Annotated in this window: 14 protein-coding genes; 6 read left to right on the top strand and 8 right to left on the bottom strand. The window is 74.9% G+C overall.

What is annotated here, in order from left to right; genetic code table 11:
- Positions 1-64: 64 nt before the first annotated feature.
- The gene (locus ACZ4MU_RS12545; RefSeq protein ID WP_467874584.1) at positions 65-1,501 is read right to left on the bottom strand and encodes an RNB domain-containing ribonuclease; all 1,437 of its coding nucleotides are present in this window, start codon (positions 1,499-1,501) and stop codon (positions 65-67) included.
- 741 nt (positions 1,502-2,242) lie between these two features.
- On the opposite strand from ACZ4MU_RS12545, the gene yaaA reads away from it, so the two are divergent.
- Complete coding sequence (gene yaaA / locus ACZ4MU_RS12550) at positions 2,243-3,043, top strand: peroxide stress protein YaaA (protein ID WP_467874586.1); 801 nt, start codon at positions 2,243-2,245, stop codon at positions 3,041-3,043.
- A gap of 72 nt (positions 3,044-3,115) precedes the next feature.
- The gene (gene eda, locus ACZ4MU_RS12555) at positions 3,116-3,736 is read left to right on the top strand and encodes a bifunctional 4-hydroxy-2-oxoglutarate aldolase/2-dehydro-3-deoxy-phosphogluconate aldolase (RefSeq protein WP_467874588.1); all 621 of its coding nucleotides are present in this window, start codon (positions 3,116-3,118) and stop codon (positions 3,734-3,736) included.
- 127 nt (positions 3,737-3,863) lie between these two features.
- Here eda and ACZ4MU_RS12560 read toward each other — a convergent pair whose 3' ends face one another.
- From ACZ4MU_RS12560 to ACZ4MU_RS12570, 3 genes are read right to left on the bottom strand one after another with little or no spacing between them, the layout of a single operon-like run.
- A complete protein-coding gene (locus ACZ4MU_RS12560) occupies positions 3,864-5,120 on the bottom strand; it encodes a bifunctional RNase H/acid phosphatase (protein WP_467874590.1) in 1,257 nt (418 codons plus the stop codon).
- Positions 5,120-5,863 carry a zinc ribbon domain-containing protein gene (locus tag ACZ4MU_RS12565; RefSeq protein ID WP_467874660.1) on the bottom strand — a complete coding sequence of 248 codons (744 nt, stop codon included), beginning with the start codon at positions 5,861-5,863 and terminating at the stop codon, positions 5,120-5,122. The genes ACZ4MU_RS12560 and ACZ4MU_RS12565 overlap by 1 nt, the downstream gene beginning before the upstream one ends.
- The gene (locus tag ACZ4MU_RS12570) at positions 5,860-6,696 is read right to left on the bottom strand and encodes a Nif3-like dinuclear metal center hexameric protein (protein WP_467874592.1); all 837 of its coding nucleotides are present in this window, start codon (positions 6,694-6,696) and stop codon (positions 5,860-5,862) included. Before ACZ4MU_RS12570 ends, ACZ4MU_RS12565 begins: the two co-directional genes overlap by 4 nt.
- 227 nt (positions 6,697-6,923) lie before the next feature.
- Between ACZ4MU_RS12570 and ACZ4MU_RS12575 the strand changes: the two genes are divergently transcribed.
- Both ACZ4MU_RS12575 and ACZ4MU_RS12580 read left to right on the top strand, forming a co-directional pair.
- Positions 6,924-8,033, top strand: coding sequence for a hypothetical protein (locus tag ACZ4MU_RS12575; protein ID WP_467874594.1), 1,110 nt, complete (start codon positions 6,924-6,926; stop codon positions 8,031-8,033).
- A gap of 85 nt (positions 8,034-8,118) precedes the next feature.
- A complete protein-coding gene (locus ACZ4MU_RS12580) occupies positions 8,119-8,265 on the top strand; it encodes a hypothetical protein (RefSeq protein ID WP_467874596.1) in 147 nt (48 codons plus the stop codon).
- Positions 8,266-8,413: 148 nt separating this feature from the next.
- On the opposite strand, the gene ACZ4MU_RS12585 is transcribed toward ACZ4MU_RS12580, so the two are convergent.
- The 3 genes from ACZ4MU_RS12585 to ACZ4MU_RS12595 all read right to left on the bottom strand — a co-directional run bounded on the left by ACZ4MU_RS12585 (position 8,414) and on the right by ACZ4MU_RS12595 (position 11,488).
- Positions 8,414-9,373, bottom strand: a complete 960-nt coding sequence (locus ACZ4MU_RS12585) for a 3-oxoacyl-ACP reductase (RefSeq protein ID WP_467874598.1) — start codon at positions 9,371-9,373, stop codon at positions 8,414-8,416.
- A 145-nt stretch (positions 9,374-9,518) separates the two neighbouring features.
- Positions 9,519-10,595, bottom strand: coding sequence for a Zn-dependent alcohol dehydrogenase (locus ACZ4MU_RS12590; RefSeq protein ID WP_467874600.1), 1,077 nt, complete (start codon positions 10,593-10,595; stop codon positions 9,519-9,521).
- A 38-nt stretch (positions 10,596-10,633) separates the two neighbouring features.
- Positions 10,634-11,488, bottom strand: a complete 855-nt coding sequence (locus ACZ4MU_RS12595; protein WP_467874602.1) for a MaoC/PaaZ C-terminal domain-containing protein — start codon at positions 11,486-11,488, stop codon at positions 10,634-10,636.
- A gap of 714 nt (positions 11,489-12,202) precedes the next feature.
- Here ACZ4MU_RS12595 and ACZ4MU_RS12600 point away from each other — a divergent pair.
- The gene (locus ACZ4MU_RS12600; RefSeq protein ID WP_467874604.1) at positions 12,203-13,441 is read left to right on the top strand and encodes a sensor histidine kinase; all 1,239 of its coding nucleotides are present in this window, start codon (positions 12,203-12,205) and stop codon (positions 13,439-13,441) included.
- 25 nt (positions 13,442-13,466) lie between these two features.
- Complete coding sequence (locus tag ACZ4MU_RS12605; RefSeq protein ID WP_467874606.1) at positions 13,467-14,072, top strand: response regulator; 606 nt, start codon at positions 13,467-13,469, stop codon at positions 14,070-14,072.
- Between the two features lies 1 nt (position 14,073).
- Here ACZ4MU_RS12605 and ACZ4MU_RS12610 read toward each other — a convergent pair whose 3' ends face one another.
- Entirely contained in the window at positions 14,074-15,501 is a 1,428-nt protein-coding gene (locus tag ACZ4MU_RS12610; RefSeq protein ID WP_467874608.1) for an MFS transporter, read from the bottom strand.
- Between the last annotated feature and the right edge of the window lie 213 nt (positions 15,502-15,714).

Raw genomic sequence — 15,714 nt, forward strand, 5'->3', positions numbered from 1 at the left:
GGACTCTTCCCCCGCTCGTGGCACATCGCGTCCGGGGCCGGTGGCTGTCCCGGCCGACGTCCCGTCACGCGGGGCCGAACTCCACCTTCGCGGTGCCCGGGTCGGCCTGGGTGAGGCGGACGCGGAGGGGTTCGCCCAGGGGGAGGGGGGTGGTGCCGCGGACGGGGGCCACCACGGCGGGGTCGGCCAGGTGGACCGTGCCGGCCGTCGGTTCGTCGTCCTTGAGGTCGACGACGGTCGCGTCGAAGACCTCGCCGACGCGGTCCTTGAGGAGGGCCGCCTCCACCAGGTCGACGCACTCGCGCTCCACCGTGTTGGCCCGGCGGGTGCCCTCGGCCATCACCTTGGGGAGCCCGTCCAGCGCGGTGCGTACCCATTCGGGGACGTCCGAGCCCGCGACCGCCGCGAGGCAGATCTCGGCGGCGTACCGGTCGACGAGGCGTCGCAGGGGCGCGGTGCAGTGGGCGTACTCGTCGGCGACGGCGGCGTGGATCGCCGGGCGGGGGACGTTCCCACCGGTGAAGACGGTGTACCCGGCGCCGCGCAGCAGGGTCGTGCACTCCTGGAGGAACGCGGCGTGGTGCGGGTCGCGGGGGTCCAGGGAGCGGATGACCTGGGCGTACGGGACGTGGTGCGGCCAGTCGATGCCCAGCGCCACGGCCGAGCGGCGCAGCCGGGCGACGGCGCCGTCCGGGGCGCTGGGCAGGGTGCGCAGCACTCCGGTGCCGTGCGCCAGCATCAGATCGGCCGCGGCGATGCCGGTGAGGAGGGAGATCTGGGCGTTCCAGCCGTCGGCGGGCAGGGGGGCGCGGTAGGCGAGCCCGTACCGGCCGTCGCGCTCGACGATCTCCTGCTCGGGGACGTTGAGGGAGATGCCGCCCCGCGCCACCTCCTGCTCCTCGCGCAGCCGCCCGATGTCCGCGAGGAGGGCGAGGGACGGTTCGGCGGTGCCGTCGTCGATCTGCCGCTGCACCCCCTCGTAGTCGAGCTTGGCCCGGCTGCGGACGAGGGCGCGCTCCACGTGGGTGGCGGTGGTGGAGCCGTGCGTGTCCAGGTCGATGGTCCACAGGACGGCGGGGCGGACCCGGCCGGGGAGGAGGCTGGCGGCGTCCTCGGAGAGTACGGGCGGGTGGAGCGGGATGCGCTCGTCGGGGAAGTAGAGCGTGCTCACCCGGCGGTGGGCCTCGGTGTCGACCGGGCCGCCCGGGTCGACGAAGGCGGCGACGTCGGCGATGGCGTAGTGGACGCGGTAGCCGCCGGAGGCCCGGTGGGTGAGGTGCATGGCCTGGTCGAGGTCCATGGAGGTGGGCGGGTCGACGGTGAAGAAGGGGAGGTCGGTGGCGTCGCGGACGGGGAGCCGGGGGGTGCTTGCGGCGCGGTCGGCGTCGGCGAGGACGTCCGGGGGGAAGTGGGTGGGGAGGGCGAGGGTGGTGCGGAGGTCGCGGAGGGCGGCCCTCAGCGGGTCGGCTGGGCCGGTCATGTGGAGGTGACGGCGAGGCATGCCCCGAGCCTAGGCCGCACCCGCCTCCCCGGCCTCTTCTGGGCCAACGCCCCGCCCCCCTGGACTCGCCCGGCCCCACCCTGGGCTCCGCCCCGATCCCTCCACGCCTGGGCTCCGCCCCGATTCCCGTTCTGGGCTGCGCCCAGGGCTCTCCCCCACCCCGCCCCTTCCCGAAAGCCCTGGGCGGGCGGCCTGGTGGTGCGTCTGCGGACCGTGCTGGGTCGCTCGCGCAGTTCCCCGCGCCCCCAAAAACGGCACCTTCGGGCACGCCACACAAGCCCCGGACGCACGGCCCGGTATTGCTGTCTGCGGACCGTGCTGGGTCGCTCGCGCAGTTCCCCGCGCCCCCAAAAACGGCACCTTCGGCACGCCGCACAAGGAAGGAGATGGCAGCCCCCTCCAAGGGCACGCTCAACGGCCCGGACCGACCCGGGCCCCGCAAGGGGCGCGGGGAACTGCGCGACCAGCCCGCCACCGGCCCGCAGGCGACTCCCCGACCCGCAAGGGGCGCGGGGAACTGCGCGACCAGCCCGCCACCGGCCCGCAGGCGACTCCCCGGCCCGAAGGGGCCCGGGGGGACTGTGCGGCCCCTTCCCGCCCGCCCGCGCGCCAACCCCCGGCCCCCAGGCTCCCCCGCCCCCGCAGGGTCGCGCAGGGTTTGGGGGAGGGGCGGGGTGGGGGCCTAACCTGGGGCCCGGGGCCGTTCCCCCTTTTTCGATCATCCGCCCCAAGGAGACCCCCGTGCTCGTCCTGCTCCCCCCCTCCGAAGGAAAGGCCGACGGAGGACGCGGGACCCCCCTCAAGGAGGAGTCGCTGGCGCTCCCCGCCCTGCGGCCCGCCCGCGCCGCCGTTCTCGACGAGCTCGTCGAGCTGTGCCTCGCCGACGAGGACAAGGCCCGCGAGGTCCTCGGCCTCAGCGAGGGCCTGCGCGGCGAGGTCGCCAAGAACGCCGGGCTCCGCACCGCCGGCACCCGCCCCGCCGGTGAGATCTACACCGGCGTCCTCTACGACGCCCTCGGCCTCGCCACCCTCGCCCCCGCCGCCAAGCGCCGCGCCGCGAAGTCGCTGCTCGTCTTCTCGGGGCTGTGGGGCGCCGTCCGCGTCTGCGACCGCATCCCCTCGTACCGCTGCTCGATGGGCGTGAAGCTGCCGGGGCTCGGCGCGCTGGGAACGTACTGGCGCGGCGTCATGGACCCGGTCATGACCGAGGCCGCCGGGACCGGGCTCGTCCTCGACCTGCGCTCCTCCGCGTACGCCGCCGCCTGGAGACCCACGGGCGAGGTGGCCGGGCGGACCGCGACCGTACGCGTCCTGCACTCCCAGCTCGTCGACGGCGTCGAGAAGCGCTCGGTCGTCAGCCACTTCAACAAGGCCACGAAGGGGCGGCTCGTACGCGACCTGCTGTCGGACGGGGCCGTGCCCACCGGCCCGGCGCGGCTCGTGGAGGCCCTGCGGGACCTCGGGTACGTGGTCGAGTGCGCCCCGCCCGCCAAGGCCGGCAAGTCCTGGGCGCTGGACGTGGTCGTGGAGCGGATCCACTGACGGACGGACGCGTCCGTTGCGCAGGGTGCAACGCTCGTTGCGGCCCGCGACACCCCCCGGCAGGATGCCGGTATGCCCTCCGTCCTGGACCTCGCCCCCGTCCTCCCCGTGGTCGTCCTGGACGACGCCGCCGACGCCGTACCCCTCGCGCGGGCCCTCGTGGCGGGCGGACTGCCCGCGATCGAGGTGACCCTGCGTACGCCCGCCGCGCTCGACGCGATCCGGGCGATCGCGGACGGCGTGCCCGGGGCCGTGGTCGGGGCCGGGACCGTGGTGTCGGGTGCGGCGGCCGGACAGGCCGCGGCGGCCGGCGCGCGCTTCCTGGTCAGCCCGGGCTGGACCGCCGGGCTCCTCGACGCGATGACCGCTTCGGGGCTGCCGTTCCTGCCGGGCGTCGCCACCGCCTCCGAGGTGGTCGCGCTCCTGGAGCGCGGGATCGGCGAGATGAAGTTCTTCCCCGCCGAGGCGGGGGGCGGCCCGGCCTATCTCAGGTCGCTGGCCGGGCCCCTGCCCGCCGCCCGCTTCTGCCCCACCGGCGGCATCTCGCTCGCCTCGGCACCGGACTATCTGGCCCTGCCCAACGTGGGCTGCGTCGGCGGTACGTGGATGCTGCCCCCGGACGCGGTCGCCTCGCGGGACTGGGCGCGGGTGGAGGCGCTGGCCCGGGAGGCGGCGGAGCTGCGGCTGCGCTGAGGCCCTGGTTGCCAGGAGGCCGTCTGCGCGCCGCTGGTGGGTTGCTCGCCGCGGTTCCCCGCGCCCCTGGGGATCAGGGGGGCCGGGAGCCGCGCGAGCCTCGCACCACGGGCCAAAGCCCAAGGGCTCAGCGCAAGTGCGCCGTGTCGTTCAGCAGCCGCACCGACGCGTTGCCGTCCCCGTAATACGCCACCGCCGACAGCGACGCCGCCGACAGCTCCATCCGGAACAGGGACTCCGGCGGGGCGCCCAGGGCGAGCCGTACCAGCGTCTTGACCGGGGTCACATGCGTGACCAGCAGGACCGTACGGCCCGCGTGGGCGGTGAGCAGCCGGTCCCGGGCCGCCGAGACGCGCCGCGCCACCGACGCGAAGCTCTCGCCGCCGCCCGTGGGCGCGGCCTTGGGCGAGGCGAGCCAGGCGTCGAGGTCGTCCGGGTGGCGCTCGCGCACCTCCGCGAAGGTCAGCCCCTCCCACGCCCCGAAGTCCGTCTCGCGCAGGCCCTTCTCGATCCGTACGTCGAGACCGAGGCGCTCCGCGACCGTCGCCGCCGTCTCACGGCAGCGCCGCAGCGGGGAGGAGACGACCGCCTGGACGGTGCCCCGGGCCGCGAGCGCCGCCGCGACCTGGTCGGCCTGTCGGCGGCCGGCCGCCGACAGCTCCGGGTCGGTGCCGCCGCTGCCGGAGAACCGCTTCTCGGGGGTGAGCGCCGTCTCGCCGTGCCGGAGCAGGACGAAGGTGGTGGGCGTGCCCAGGTCGGGCGCGCTCCACCCGGCGGCCGGGGCCGCGCCCGCGCCGCGCGCCGGGGCCGGGACGGTGGCGAGCGCGGCCGCCGGGGCCGCGAGGGCCGCCCGGGCCCGTGCCGCGCCCGCCGCCGCGTCCCCGACGACCCGCGCCGCGCCGGTGTCGGCGGGACCCGCCCCGGCGGAGCCCGCGTTCAGCGCGGCCGTGGACGCCGACGGCTCCCACTGCTTGCCGCGCTTGCCCGCGTCCATCGCCTCGTTGGCGAGCCGGTCCGCGTGCTTGTTCTTCTCGCGCGGGATCCACTCGTAGGTGACCTGGCCGGCCGGCAGGATCCGGGCGGCCTCGGCCGCGAGCGGCTTCATGTCGGGGTGCTTGATCTTCCAGCGGCCCGACATCTGCTCGACGACCAGCTTGGAGTCCATCCGGACCCGCACCTTCGCCGCCGGGTCCAGGGCCTTGGCGGCCTTGAGTCCGGCGATCAGGCCCTTGTACTCGGCGACGTTGTTGGTGGCGACACCGATGTACTCCGCCGCCTCGGCCAGCGTCTCACCCGTCACCGGGTCCAGGACCACCGCGCCGTAACCGGCCGGCCCCGGGTTGCCCCGGGAGCCGCCGTCGGCCTCGACAACGAACTGCCGCACTACAGGCCCGACTCCGCCGTACGGACCAGGATGCGGTTGCAGTTGCCGCACCGCAGCACGGTGTCCGGGGACGCCGCCTTCACCTCGTTGACCTCGGTGATGTCGAGCTCCAGCCGGCAGCCCTCGCACTTGCGCTGGTAGAGCCGGGCCGCGCCGACGCCGCCCTGCTTCTCGCGCAGCTTGTCGTAGAGCTTCAGCAGGTCGGCCGGGACGACGGCGGCGACGACCTCGCGCTCCTTGGCGACCTCGGCGGCCTCCGCGTCCAGCTGCTGGACCGCGGCGTCGCGGCGGGCGGTGGCGTCGTCGGTCCTGGTCTGGACGGAGGAGACCCGCTCGGTCAGCTCGGCGACCCGCTCCTGGGCGGACTCACGGCGCTCCATGACCTCCAGGACCACGTCCTCCAGGTCGCCCTGGCGCTTGGCCAGCGAGGCGATCTCGCGCTGGAGCGACTCCAGGTCCTTGGGCGAGGAGACGGCGCCCGAGTCCAGGCGCTGCTGGTCGCGGGCGGCGCGCTGGCGGACCTGGTCGACGTCCTGCTCGGCCTTGGTCTGCTCGCGGGCGGTGTCGCTCTCCTCGGTCTGCGCGGCGACCAGCAGGTCGCGCAGCTGCGTGAGGTCCTTGGTGAGCGACTCGATCTCGGCGTGCTCGGGCAGCGACGCCCGCTTGTGGGCGAGCTGCGACAGGCGTGCGTCGAGGGCCTGTACGTCGAGGAGGCGGATCTGGTCGGCGGGCGCGGCGTTCAGTTGGGGGCTCCAGAAGAGTGGTGGGATGACCAGGGGTCGGTGACCGTCTTCGAGACGTGGACCCGCAGGTCCCAGCCATGGCGGTCGGAAATCTCGTCGAGCTGTGCGGCGGCCTGCTCGCACCAGGGCCACTCGGTGGCCCAGTGGGCGGCGTCGATCAGGCCGAGCGGTGCGTGCTGGGTCGCCTCGGACACCGGGTGGTGACGCAGGTCGGCGGTGAGGAAGGCATCGGCGCCCGACGCCCGTACGGCGTCGAAGAGGGAGTCGCCCGAGCCGCCGCTGAGCGCGACGGTCCGCACCACCGCGGCGGTGTCTCCCGCGACCCGGATGCCCTGCGCGGTGGCGGGCAGCCGGGCGGCGGCGCGGGCGGCGAACTCGCCCAGCGTCGTCGGGTGGTCCAGCTCGCAGATCCGGCCCAGGCCCCGGCGCCCCGAGGGGTCCGTGGCGTCGGGCACGAGCGGCCGGACGACCCGGACGTCCAGGGCGCCCGCGAGGGCGTCGGAGACACCGGGGTCGGCGGTGTCGGCGTTGGTGTGGGCGACGTGCAGCGCGATGTCGTGCTTGATCAGGGTGTGCACGACCCGGCCCTTGAAGTGGCCGGCCGCGACCGTCGTCGTCCCGCGCAGATAGAGCGGGTGGTGGGTGACGACCAGGTCGGCGCCGAGCTTCACGGCCTCGTCCACGATCTCCTGGACGGGGTCGACGGCGAACAGCACCCGCCGGACCTCGGCGTCGGGGTCGCCGCAGACGGTGCCGACCGCGTCCCATCCCTCGGCCCGCTCGGGCGGCCAGAGGGCGTCGAGCGCGGCGATGACTTCAGACAGACGGGGCACGGGGACAGGTTACCCGCGCTCCGCGCCCCGCCCACCACGGCTTCCGCCCCACCCGCCCCGGCGAACGCCCCGGGCACGTCCCGCCCGGCTCGCCCCGCACTGCACATCTCTCGCCCCGTCCACTGGGGAATCGGCCGACGGCCACCCTTTGGTGTGAAGCGAGTGGTCTCGTGTTGTTCGGCAGGAAGTGCGAAAACTAGCTTCTAGGGCCGGAGGTGAGCCATCTCATGACGGCCTTGGCCATCGAGACCGCTGCCGGTGACGGCGACGCGGTCCCGCGGAGCGAGTTCACGATCACCGCAGACGGCTCCTACGCGGCCCGCCTGGTCCGGGCACCGGGCGGGAGCGACCGCTGGTTCCCCGAGCGGTGGACCCTGGACGGACCCGAGCCGTACGCGGTGCCGCTGCCCGGCAACCAGCCGGAGGACCCGGACGCCTCGGTGCTGCCGATGGGGGACGGGCGGGTGCTGATCCACCGCAGGATCGCGGACCGGGACGCCTTCGCCCTGCTCTACCCGACCGGCCCCGGCACCGGCGAGCTCGCCCTCGGCACGGTCGCGCGCGACCCGCTGCGGCGGCTTTCGCTCCTGCCGCCCTCCCCGAACGGCAGCTGTGCGTACGCCCTGGCGGCCGGGCCCGAGGACAGCACGCTCTGGCTGGTGGCGGGCGGCGCGTTCGGCCCGGAGCCGGTCGCCACCCTCGAGGGGCGCTGCTCGGGCGGTGTCTGGCTGGACCGGACCGGGCGGATGCTCGCGCTCGACCGGGAGCTGGAGGGGCGGACCAAGGCGGTCGCGGTGGACCTGGAGCGCGGCGGCGAGGTGACCCCGCTCCTCCAGATCACCGAGGAGAGCGAGGACCGGCTGCTCCTCGCGGACCCGGACACCGGTCTGCTGCTGCTGCGCTCCGACGCGCCGGGCCACGAGCGGCTCGGCTGGGGCGTGCTCGGCTCCACCCTGCCGGTCCGCTTCCCCGAGTGCCTGCGGCTCGCGGACGCGGCGGTGACGCCGTTCGCGGTACAGCCCGGGCAGACGCTGATGCCGGAGAGCTGCGCGGTGGCGCTGCGGATCGACGCGGCGGGGGGCACCTGGCTGGGGGTGTGGCGTCCGGCGGGCCGCCGGCTGCACCAGCTGCCCGCGCCCGGGGGGTGGCTGGCGGGCGCGGGCCTGTGGACACGGGACGGGGTGCTGCGGCTGCCGTGCGCGACGCCCGCCGCGCCCTGCGCGGTGGCCGCGGTCCCGGCCCCGGCCGACCTGCCGCGCCCCGCCCCCGTACCGCCGAAGCCGCGGGCCCCCCGGCCCGTACCGCTCGCGCAGGCACCGCTGACCGGGCGTCAGTAGGCCGGGCGCCGCTGGTCAGGAGCGCGGCTGGTTAAGATCCACGGCGAACACAACGGACGAGAACACAACGGGGTGACTGCACCACATGTCCGAGACACTGACCGCCGTGTCCGCCGAAGCCACGACGGACACCGGCGGCCGCGGCCGGCACCGGGGCGGAGCCGCGGTGACCGAGGAGCCGACCGCCGAGGCCCACGGCCGCCACCGGCGGATGGACGCGGAGGCGAGCTGATCGGGCGGCTGGGGCCGGGAGGCGGAAGCGTCCCGGCCCCAGCCGTTCAGGGGCGCGGGGAACGGCTGGGGCGCGGGGACCGGCGCGGCCGGCCCCCAGCGGCCCGCGCCCGGCCCGCACCGGGTCAGCCCGCCCGGTCCTCATTGGGTCAGCCCCGCTTCAGTCCCAGCACTTCGGCGGCGCCGAACGTCTCCCCGGGGGGCCGGGAGGCGTAGTACGGCGTGAGGAGTGCGTCCAACTCCTCGAAGACGAACGCCTCCTTCGCCGCGTCGAACTTCGCGGCCACCTTCGGGCGCTCCACGATCGCGACCATCCCGCCGTGCACCACGATGAGCTGGCCGTTGACGCGGGCGGCGGCGGGGGATACCAGATAACCGACGAGCGGTGCCACGTGCTCGGGCGCCAGCGGGTCGAGCTGCCCCTCCCCCGGCCCCGCGCTGCCTGGATCCGCCGGAACGGCCGCGAAGACGTCCTCGGTCATCCGGGTGCGGGCGCGGGGGCAGATGGCGTTGGCGGTGACGCCGTACTTGGCGAGGGCCAGCGCCGTGGAGGTGGTGAGGCCCACGATGCCGCCCTTGGCGGCGGCGTAGTTGGGCTGGCCCGCGGAGCCCGCGAGGAACGCCTCCGACGAGGTGTTGACGATGCGGCCGTAGACCGCGCGGCCCGCCGCCTTGGACCGCTCGCGCCAGTGGGCGGCGGCGAAGTGGGTGGTGTTGTAGTGGCCCTTGAGGTGGACGTGGATGACCGCGTCCCACTCCGCCTCGGTCATCGAGAAGATCATCCGGTCCCGCAGGATACCCGCGTTGTTGACCAGGATGTCCAGTTTGCCGTACCGCTCGACCGCCAACCCGACCAGCTCACCGGCCTGTTGGTGGTCGGCGACGTCGCCGGTGTGGGCGACCGCCGCGCCGCCGGCCGCGCGGATCTCGGCGGCGACCTCCTCGGCGGGGGCGGCCGAGGCGGCGCCGGTGCCGTCGCGGCCCGGCTGCCCGAAGTCGTTGACGACGACGGACGCGCCCAGCCGGGCCAGTTCCAGGGCCTCGGCCCGGCCCAGACCGCGCCCGGCGCCGGTGACGATCGCGCTGAGCCCTTCCAGTGGCAGTGCCATGGGACGACCGTGTCCTTCCGGGTCAAAGGATTCAGGAGTGTCTGGGGTGTGCGGAAGTGTCGGAGGTGTGGGAAGTGGCGGGGGTGTGCAGAAGTGTCGGGAGTATGGGGAAGGGTCAGCGGGTTCTGGGGAGAGTGCCGGGGGTTCAGAGGGTGATGCTGGTGCGCAGGGCCTCGCCCGTGCGCATCTGGTCGAGGGCGTCGTTGATCCCGGCGAGCGGCACCCGGTGGGTGATCAGGCCCTCCAGGTCGATGCGGCCCGCCCGCCACAGCGCCACGGCCCGCTCGTAGGAGCGCAGTACGTCCCCGCCGCCGTACAACGAGGGCAGGATCCGCTTCTCGTCGAAGAACAGCTCGAACATGTTGAGCGGGAAGAAGTCGTCCATGGCACCCGCGCCGACCACGCACAGGGTGCCGCCGCGCCGGGTCGCGCCGTAGGCGGTGCGGGCGGTGGCGGACTTGCCGACGACCTCGAAGACGTAGTCGAAGCCCTCGCCGCCGGTGATCCGCTGTTTGGCGTCGTCGAGTTCGCCGGGCGAGACGGCCTCGGTCGCTCCGAAGGTGAGCGCGGCCTCGCGCCGGGAGGCCACCGGGTCGACGGCGACGATCTGCGCCGCACCCTGCACCCGGGCGCCCTGGACGGCGGAGATCCCGACGCCGCCGCAGCCGATCACGGCGACCGACGAACCGGCCTCCACCTTGGCGGTGTTGATGGCGGCGCCCAGGCCGGTGGTGACCCCGCACCCGATCAGCGCGGCGATCTCGTACGGCACGTCGTCGGGGATCGGGACCGCGCATCCGGCGGTGACCACGACCTCCTCGGCGAAGGTTCCGGTGCCCGCGAAGCCGAAGACCTCGGCGCCGGGGCGCCGGAAGTTGGGGGTGCCCGCGTTCATGAACCCGGCGAGGCAGAGGTGGGTCTGGCCGCGCTTGCAGGCGGGGCAGACGCCGCACGCGGGCAGCCAGCACACCAGGACGCGGTCGCCCGGGGCGAGGGCGCTGACGCCGTCGCCGACGTCGAGGATCTCGCCCGCGCCCTCGTGGCCGGGGACGAAGGGCGCCGGCTGCGGGAGCACGCCGGACATCGCGGAGACGTCGGAGTGGCACAGCCCGGTCGCGCGGATACGGATGCGCACCTTCCCGGGTCCGAAGCCCACCGCCTCGACGTCGTCGAGCACATCGAGCTTGTCCTGGCCGATCTCGTGCAGTACGGCTGCGCGCATCGTGCGGCTCCCTCTGATCAGGCAGTTGGGACGTGTCCTCAGACGTGTTCGACGAGCGTGTCGGAGAGGACCGGGGCGTCGTCGCGCTCGACGGCCGTCACCGACACCTGGACGCGGCCCGGCGCGGCCCACATCCGTACGCGCAGGGTCTCGCCGGGATGGACGATTCCGGTGAAGCGGGTGGTGTACGAGCGGACGCGCGCCACCTCGCCGCCGAGCAGCGTGTCGACGACCGCCTTGAGCGCCATGCCGTACGTGCACAGCCCGTGCAGGATCGGCCGGTCGAACCCGGCGAGGGCGGCGAACTCGGGGTCGGCGTGGAGCGGGTTCCAGTCGCCGGAGAGCCGGTAGAGCAGGGCCTGCTCCTCGCGCACCTTCCGCTCGACGGTGTGGTCGGGGGCTCGGCCGGGCTGCTCGATGCGGGCGGAGGGGCCGCGCTCGCCGCCGAAGCCGCCCTCGCCGCGTACGAAGATCTGGGCGTCGCTGGTCCACAGCGGCCCCTCGTCGTCGGCGGCCTCGGTGCGCAGCACCAGGACGGCGGCCTTGCCCTTGTCGTAGACGGCGGCCACCTTGGAGGCGGAGCGGGCCTTGCCACGTACGGGGACGGGGCGGTGCAGGACGATGCTCTGGCCGCCGTGGAGCACGGCCGCGAGGTCGATCTCGATGCCGGGGGCGGAGAGGCCGCCGACGACGCCCATGCCCGCGCCGGCGACGGTGGCGAAGGAGGGGAGCACGTGCAGGCGTGACTCCAGGGTGTAGCGCAGCTCGTCCGGGTCGGTCGCCGGGACGCCCGCCCCCAGGCCCAGGTGGTAGAGCTGGATGTCCTTGTGATCCCAGGAGATCTCGGTGGACCGGGGCTCGGCGGCGAGCGCCTTGGCGACGTCGATGGGCATGGCGGGGGCTGCTCCTCGGGGGTGGGAAGACCTCGGCGCGGCCGTCCGCACCGTCGGCCGCGCCGAGGCCGCCTGGGGGGTGGCTCTCGGGCCGGTTTTAGAACGCGTTCTAGGCTTGGTGGGGCCTATGTATAACGCAGTGGGGGGGAATTGGGAACAGTTCTGACGGGGGGTCAGGTGCTGTCGCGTGCCTGGGGTTCGTCTGCGGGGGGGTGGGTTGCCCGCGCCCCTGTGCGGCCCGGACTTTGGCTGCGGGTAGGTGGTCGGTTGCTCGCGCAGTTCCCCGCGCCCCTGTGCGGCCGGGACTTTGACTGCCGGTCGTGGTGGGTTGCTCGCGCAGTTCCCCGCGCCCCTTCAGGGCTCGGGGTTTGGCTGTGGGTTGTGGTGGGCTGGGCGCGCCGTTCCCCGCGCCCCTTTGGGGGTCGGCGTGGGCGTGCCGTTCCCTGGGTTCGGGCTCGCGGCCCTTGCGCACTCGGTGCCGCACGACCCCAACCCCCAGGGGCGCGGGGAACTGCGCGACCAGCCCGCCACCGGGCCGCAGACGAAGTCCTGGCCCTCAAGGGGCGCGGGGAACTGCGCGAGCAAGCCGCCACCGGGCCGCAGACGAAACAGCCCCGGCCCGGGGGGGCCGCCGCTGGTGTTCGGCTTGGGGGGCGTGATCTCCTACCGGCGGGCCGCGAAGGCCTTCGCACGAGGGACGGGGAGAACGAGACTGTGGCACGACTCCTGCCGAAGGGGAGAGCGGTGGCGGGGGCGCGGGCGCAGGAGGACCGCGGCCGCGACGCCGACCTCCCCGGCCCCCCGCCCAGCGCGTACACCCTGCTGCCCTGGCTCCTGATGGGCCTGGGCGCGCTCTCCAGCCTGATCGAGGGCACGACCCCGCACCCCTGGCTCGGCGGCGCCGGCCTGCTCGCCTTCACCGCGCTCTACATCGCCGTCGCCTTCCGCGCCTTCGTCAAGGACAAGCGCGAGAGCCGCACCACCCTGGCGATCCTGGCCGCGATGGCCGCGATCACCTACGCCCTGACCGTCTCCTACGGCGGCACCTGGCTGTTCTTCTTCCCGCTGCTCTCGCTGGCCTGCGGCGCCGTGCTGCGGGAGCGGAAGCTGGGCCTCGTCGTCATGGTGCTGGCGACCTCGGCGGGCGCCATCTCCGGCATGGAGGCCGGGGAGGCGTGGGACAACGTGACCATCGCGTACGGCACGTTCCTGTCCGGCATGGTCACGGCGGCGGTTCTCTCGCTCTCCCAGACCGTGCGCGAACTGCGCGCGACACGCCAGGAGCTGGCCCGTACCGCCGTGGAGAAGGAGCGGCTGCGCTTCTCCCGCGATCTGCACGACCTGCTCGGCCACACGCTCTCGGTGATCGTGGTGAAGTCGGAGGCGGCCCGCCGTCTCGCTCCGCGCGACCTGGACGCCGCGCTGGGCCAGGTCGCCGACATCGAGTCGGTCGGCCGCCAGGCGCTCACCGAGATCCGCGAGGCGGTCACCGGCTACCGCGAGGGCAGTCTCGGCACCGAGCTGGACCGGGCCCGCTCGGCGCTGCTGGCGGCCGAAGTGAAGCCGGTGGTCACCCTGTCGGGGCCGCCGCTGCCCTCGCAGGTGGAGGCGCTGCTCGGCTGGGTGGTGCGGGAGGCGGTCACCAACGTCGTACGGCACAGCGGAGCGGCCCGCTGCGAGATCGTGGTCGACGGCGCGCCCGAGCGGGTACGGCTGAAGATCACCGACGACGGGCGCGGCGTACCATCCGTACAGCCCGGCTCACCCGGTCCGCGGATCGGCGGCACGGGTCTGAAGGGTCTCACCGAACGCCTCGCGGCGGCCGGCGGTTCACTCGACGCGGGCCCCGGGCCGCGCGGCGGCTTCCGGGTGAGCGCCGAGCTCCCGGTCGACCCGGCCGACGCCGCGCTCGCGGCGGAGCCGGCGACGGAACACGGGGTCGGCCGCGGATGACGGCCCGCACGATGGGGAGAACAGCATGATCAGAGTCCTGCTCGCGGAGGACCAGGGCATGATGCGGGGCGCCCTGGCCCTGCTGCTCGGTCTGGAGGAGGACATCGAGGTGGTCGCCCAGGTGTCGGCGGGCGACGAGATCGTGTCCACGGCGCTCACCGCGCGCCCCGACGTCGCCCTCCTCGACATCGAACTGCCCGGCCGCAGCGGTCTGGACGCGGCGGCCGACCTGCGCGAGGAGTGCCCCGACTGCCGGGTGCTGATCCTGACCACGTTCGGGCGGCCCGGGTATCTGCGGCGCGCGATGGAGGCGGGCGCGGCGGGGTTCCTGGTGAAGGACGGGCCGGTGGAGGATCTGGCCGAGGCGGTCCGGCGGGTGCTGCGCGGCGAGACGGTGATCGACCCGGCGCTGGCCGCGGCGGCGCTGAGCGCGGGCGCCAACCCGCTGACCGCGCGCGAGCGGGACGTACTGAACGCCGCCGTGGACGGCGCGACCGTCGCCGACATCGCGGGCCGGGTGCACCTGTCGGAGTCGACGGTCCGCAACTACCTCTCGGCGGCGATCGGCAAGACGGGCACCCGCAACCGCATGGAGGCGGTACGGGCGGCCCGGCAGCAGGGCTGGCTCTGAGTCACTTCCTCGGCGCCGTGGCCCTCGGCAGCCACACCAGCGCGACCACGGCGCTGGCGAGCAGAACGAAGCCGCCGGTGCGGAAGGCGAGCGCGTAGCCCTCGGTGAGCGCCTCGGGCGTCAGGGTGTCGCCGGTACGGGCGGTGGCGACGGTCGACAGGACGGCGAGGCCGAGCGCGCCGCCCATGGTGCGGGAGGTGTTGATGAGCCCGGACACCAGTCCCGCCTCGCCCGGCGCGGCGCCGGAGGTGGCGAGCGAGGCGAGCGGCGTGGTGGCCAGGCCCGCGCCGGTCATCATCAGCACGCCGGGCACCAGGATCGCCATCCAGTACGGGTCGTGCGCGTGCATCGTGGACTGCCAGCCGAAACCGGCGGCGGCCATCAGCACACCGATGACGGTGAGGTTGCGGGTCCCGGTCACCGGCATCAGCCGGGGTGCGACCTTGGCGCCGAGGACGATGCTCAACGAGCTGGGGACGAGGGCGAGTCCGGCGCCGAGCGGGGTGTAGCCGAGGACGTTCTGCGCGTACAGGGTCATGAAGTACCAGGTGCAGAAGGTGGCCGAGCCGCAGGCGAACATCACGACGTTGGCGGACGCCACCGCCCGCAGGCGCAGCAGCCGCAGCGGCATCAGCGGCGCCGCCGCGCGCGCCTCGGCGGCGAGGAACGCCCCCAGCAGCGCGAGGCCGCCCAGCAGCGGGGCGAGCGTGCGCGGCGAGGTCCAGCCGGACTGCTCGGTCTGCACGATGCCGTACGCGAGGACGGCGAGCCCGCCGGTGACGGCGACCGCGCCGGGCAGGTCCAGGCGGTTGCGGGTGGCGGCGCGGCTCTCCGTGATCCACAGGGTGGCGCCGGTGAGGACGAGGGCGCCGACGGGCACATTGATGAGCAGCACCCAGCGCCACGACAGGGTGTCGGTGAGCACCCCGCCGACGAGCCCGCCCGCCGCGCCGCCCCCCGCGCCGACCGCCGCCCAGGTGCCTATGGCCCTCGTACGGGCCACACCCTCGGGGACGGCGGCGGTCAGGATGGTGAGCGTGGAGGGCGCGAGGACGGCGGCGCCGAGCCCCTGGACGCCCCGGGCCACCAGCAGCTGCCACCCCTCCTGGGCGAGGCCGCCCGCCAGGCTGGCGCCGGTGAACAGGGCGAGCCCGACGAGGAACATGCGCTTGCGTCCGAAGAGGTCTCCGGCGCGGCCGCCCAGGAGCATGAACCCGGCGTACGCGATGGAGTAGGCGTTGACGACCCACTGCAGGCCCGTCGGGCTCATCCCGAGCCCGGTCCGCATCGAGGGGAGGGCCACGTTGACGACGGAGACGTCGAGGACGACGAGGAACTGTCCGGCGCAGGCGGCGAGGAGGATCAGCCAGGTGCGGGTGGGGCGGGGGTGGGTGGGTATGGCTGCGGTGTCTGGGGGCGCTTGGACCATGCGGGCCATGGTCGCACGGGGGTGTGTTTCCCCACCCCGCCCCTTCCCCAAAGCCCTCTGGCGGGCGCCTTGTTGCCGTCCGGCTGCGAGCCGGTGGAGGGCTGAGCGCGGGGGGGGCCCCCCCCCCGGGGGGGGGGGGGGGGCGGGGGCCCCCCCCCCCCCCCCCCCCCCCGGGGCCCCCCCCAACCCCCCCCCCCCCCACAAACGGTACCC

The organism is Streptomyces sp. NPDC026377 (assembly GCF_055567715.1).

What these genes read in the sequence shown, in the direction of transcription:
- ACZ4MU_RS12545 (WP_467874584.1), bottom strand. Translation starts at nt 1,501, where the DNA reads ATGCCTCGCCGTCACCTCCACATGACCGGCCCAGCCGACCCGCTGAGG.
- eda (WP_467874588.1), top strand. Translation starts at nt 3,116, where the DNA reads ATGCCCTCCGTCCTGGACCTCGCCCCCGTCCTCCCCGTGGTCGTCCTG.
- ACZ4MU_RS12575 (WP_467874594.1), top strand. Translation starts at nt 6,924, where the DNA reads ATGACGGCCTTGGCCATCGAGACCGCTGCCGGTGACGGCGACGCGGTC.
- ACZ4MU_RS12580 (WP_467874596.1), top strand. Translation starts at nt 8,119, where the DNA reads ATGTCCGAGACACTGACCGCCGTGTCCGCCGAAGCCACGACGGACACC.
- ACZ4MU_RS12585 (WP_467874598.1), bottom strand. Translation starts at nt 9,373, where the DNA reads ATGGCACTGCCACTGGAAGGGCTCAGCGCGATCGTCACCGGCGCCGGG.
- ACZ4MU_RS12590 (WP_467874600.1), bottom strand. Translation starts at nt 10,595, where the DNA reads ATGCGCGCAGCCGTACTGCACGAGATCGGCCAGGACAAGCTCGATGTG.
- ACZ4MU_RS12595 (WP_467874602.1), bottom strand. Translation starts at nt 11,488, where the DNA reads ATGCCCATCGACGTCGCCAAGGCGCTCGCCGCCGAGCCCCGGTCCACC.
- ACZ4MU_RS12605 (WP_467874606.1), top strand. Translation starts at nt 13,467, where the DNA reads ATGATCAGAGTCCTGCTCGCGGAGGACCAGGGCATGATGCGGGGCGCC.
- ACZ4MU_RS12610 (WP_467874608.1), bottom strand. Translation starts at nt 15,501, where the DNA reads ATGGTCCAAGCGCCCCCAGACACCGCAGCCATACCCACCCACCCCCGC.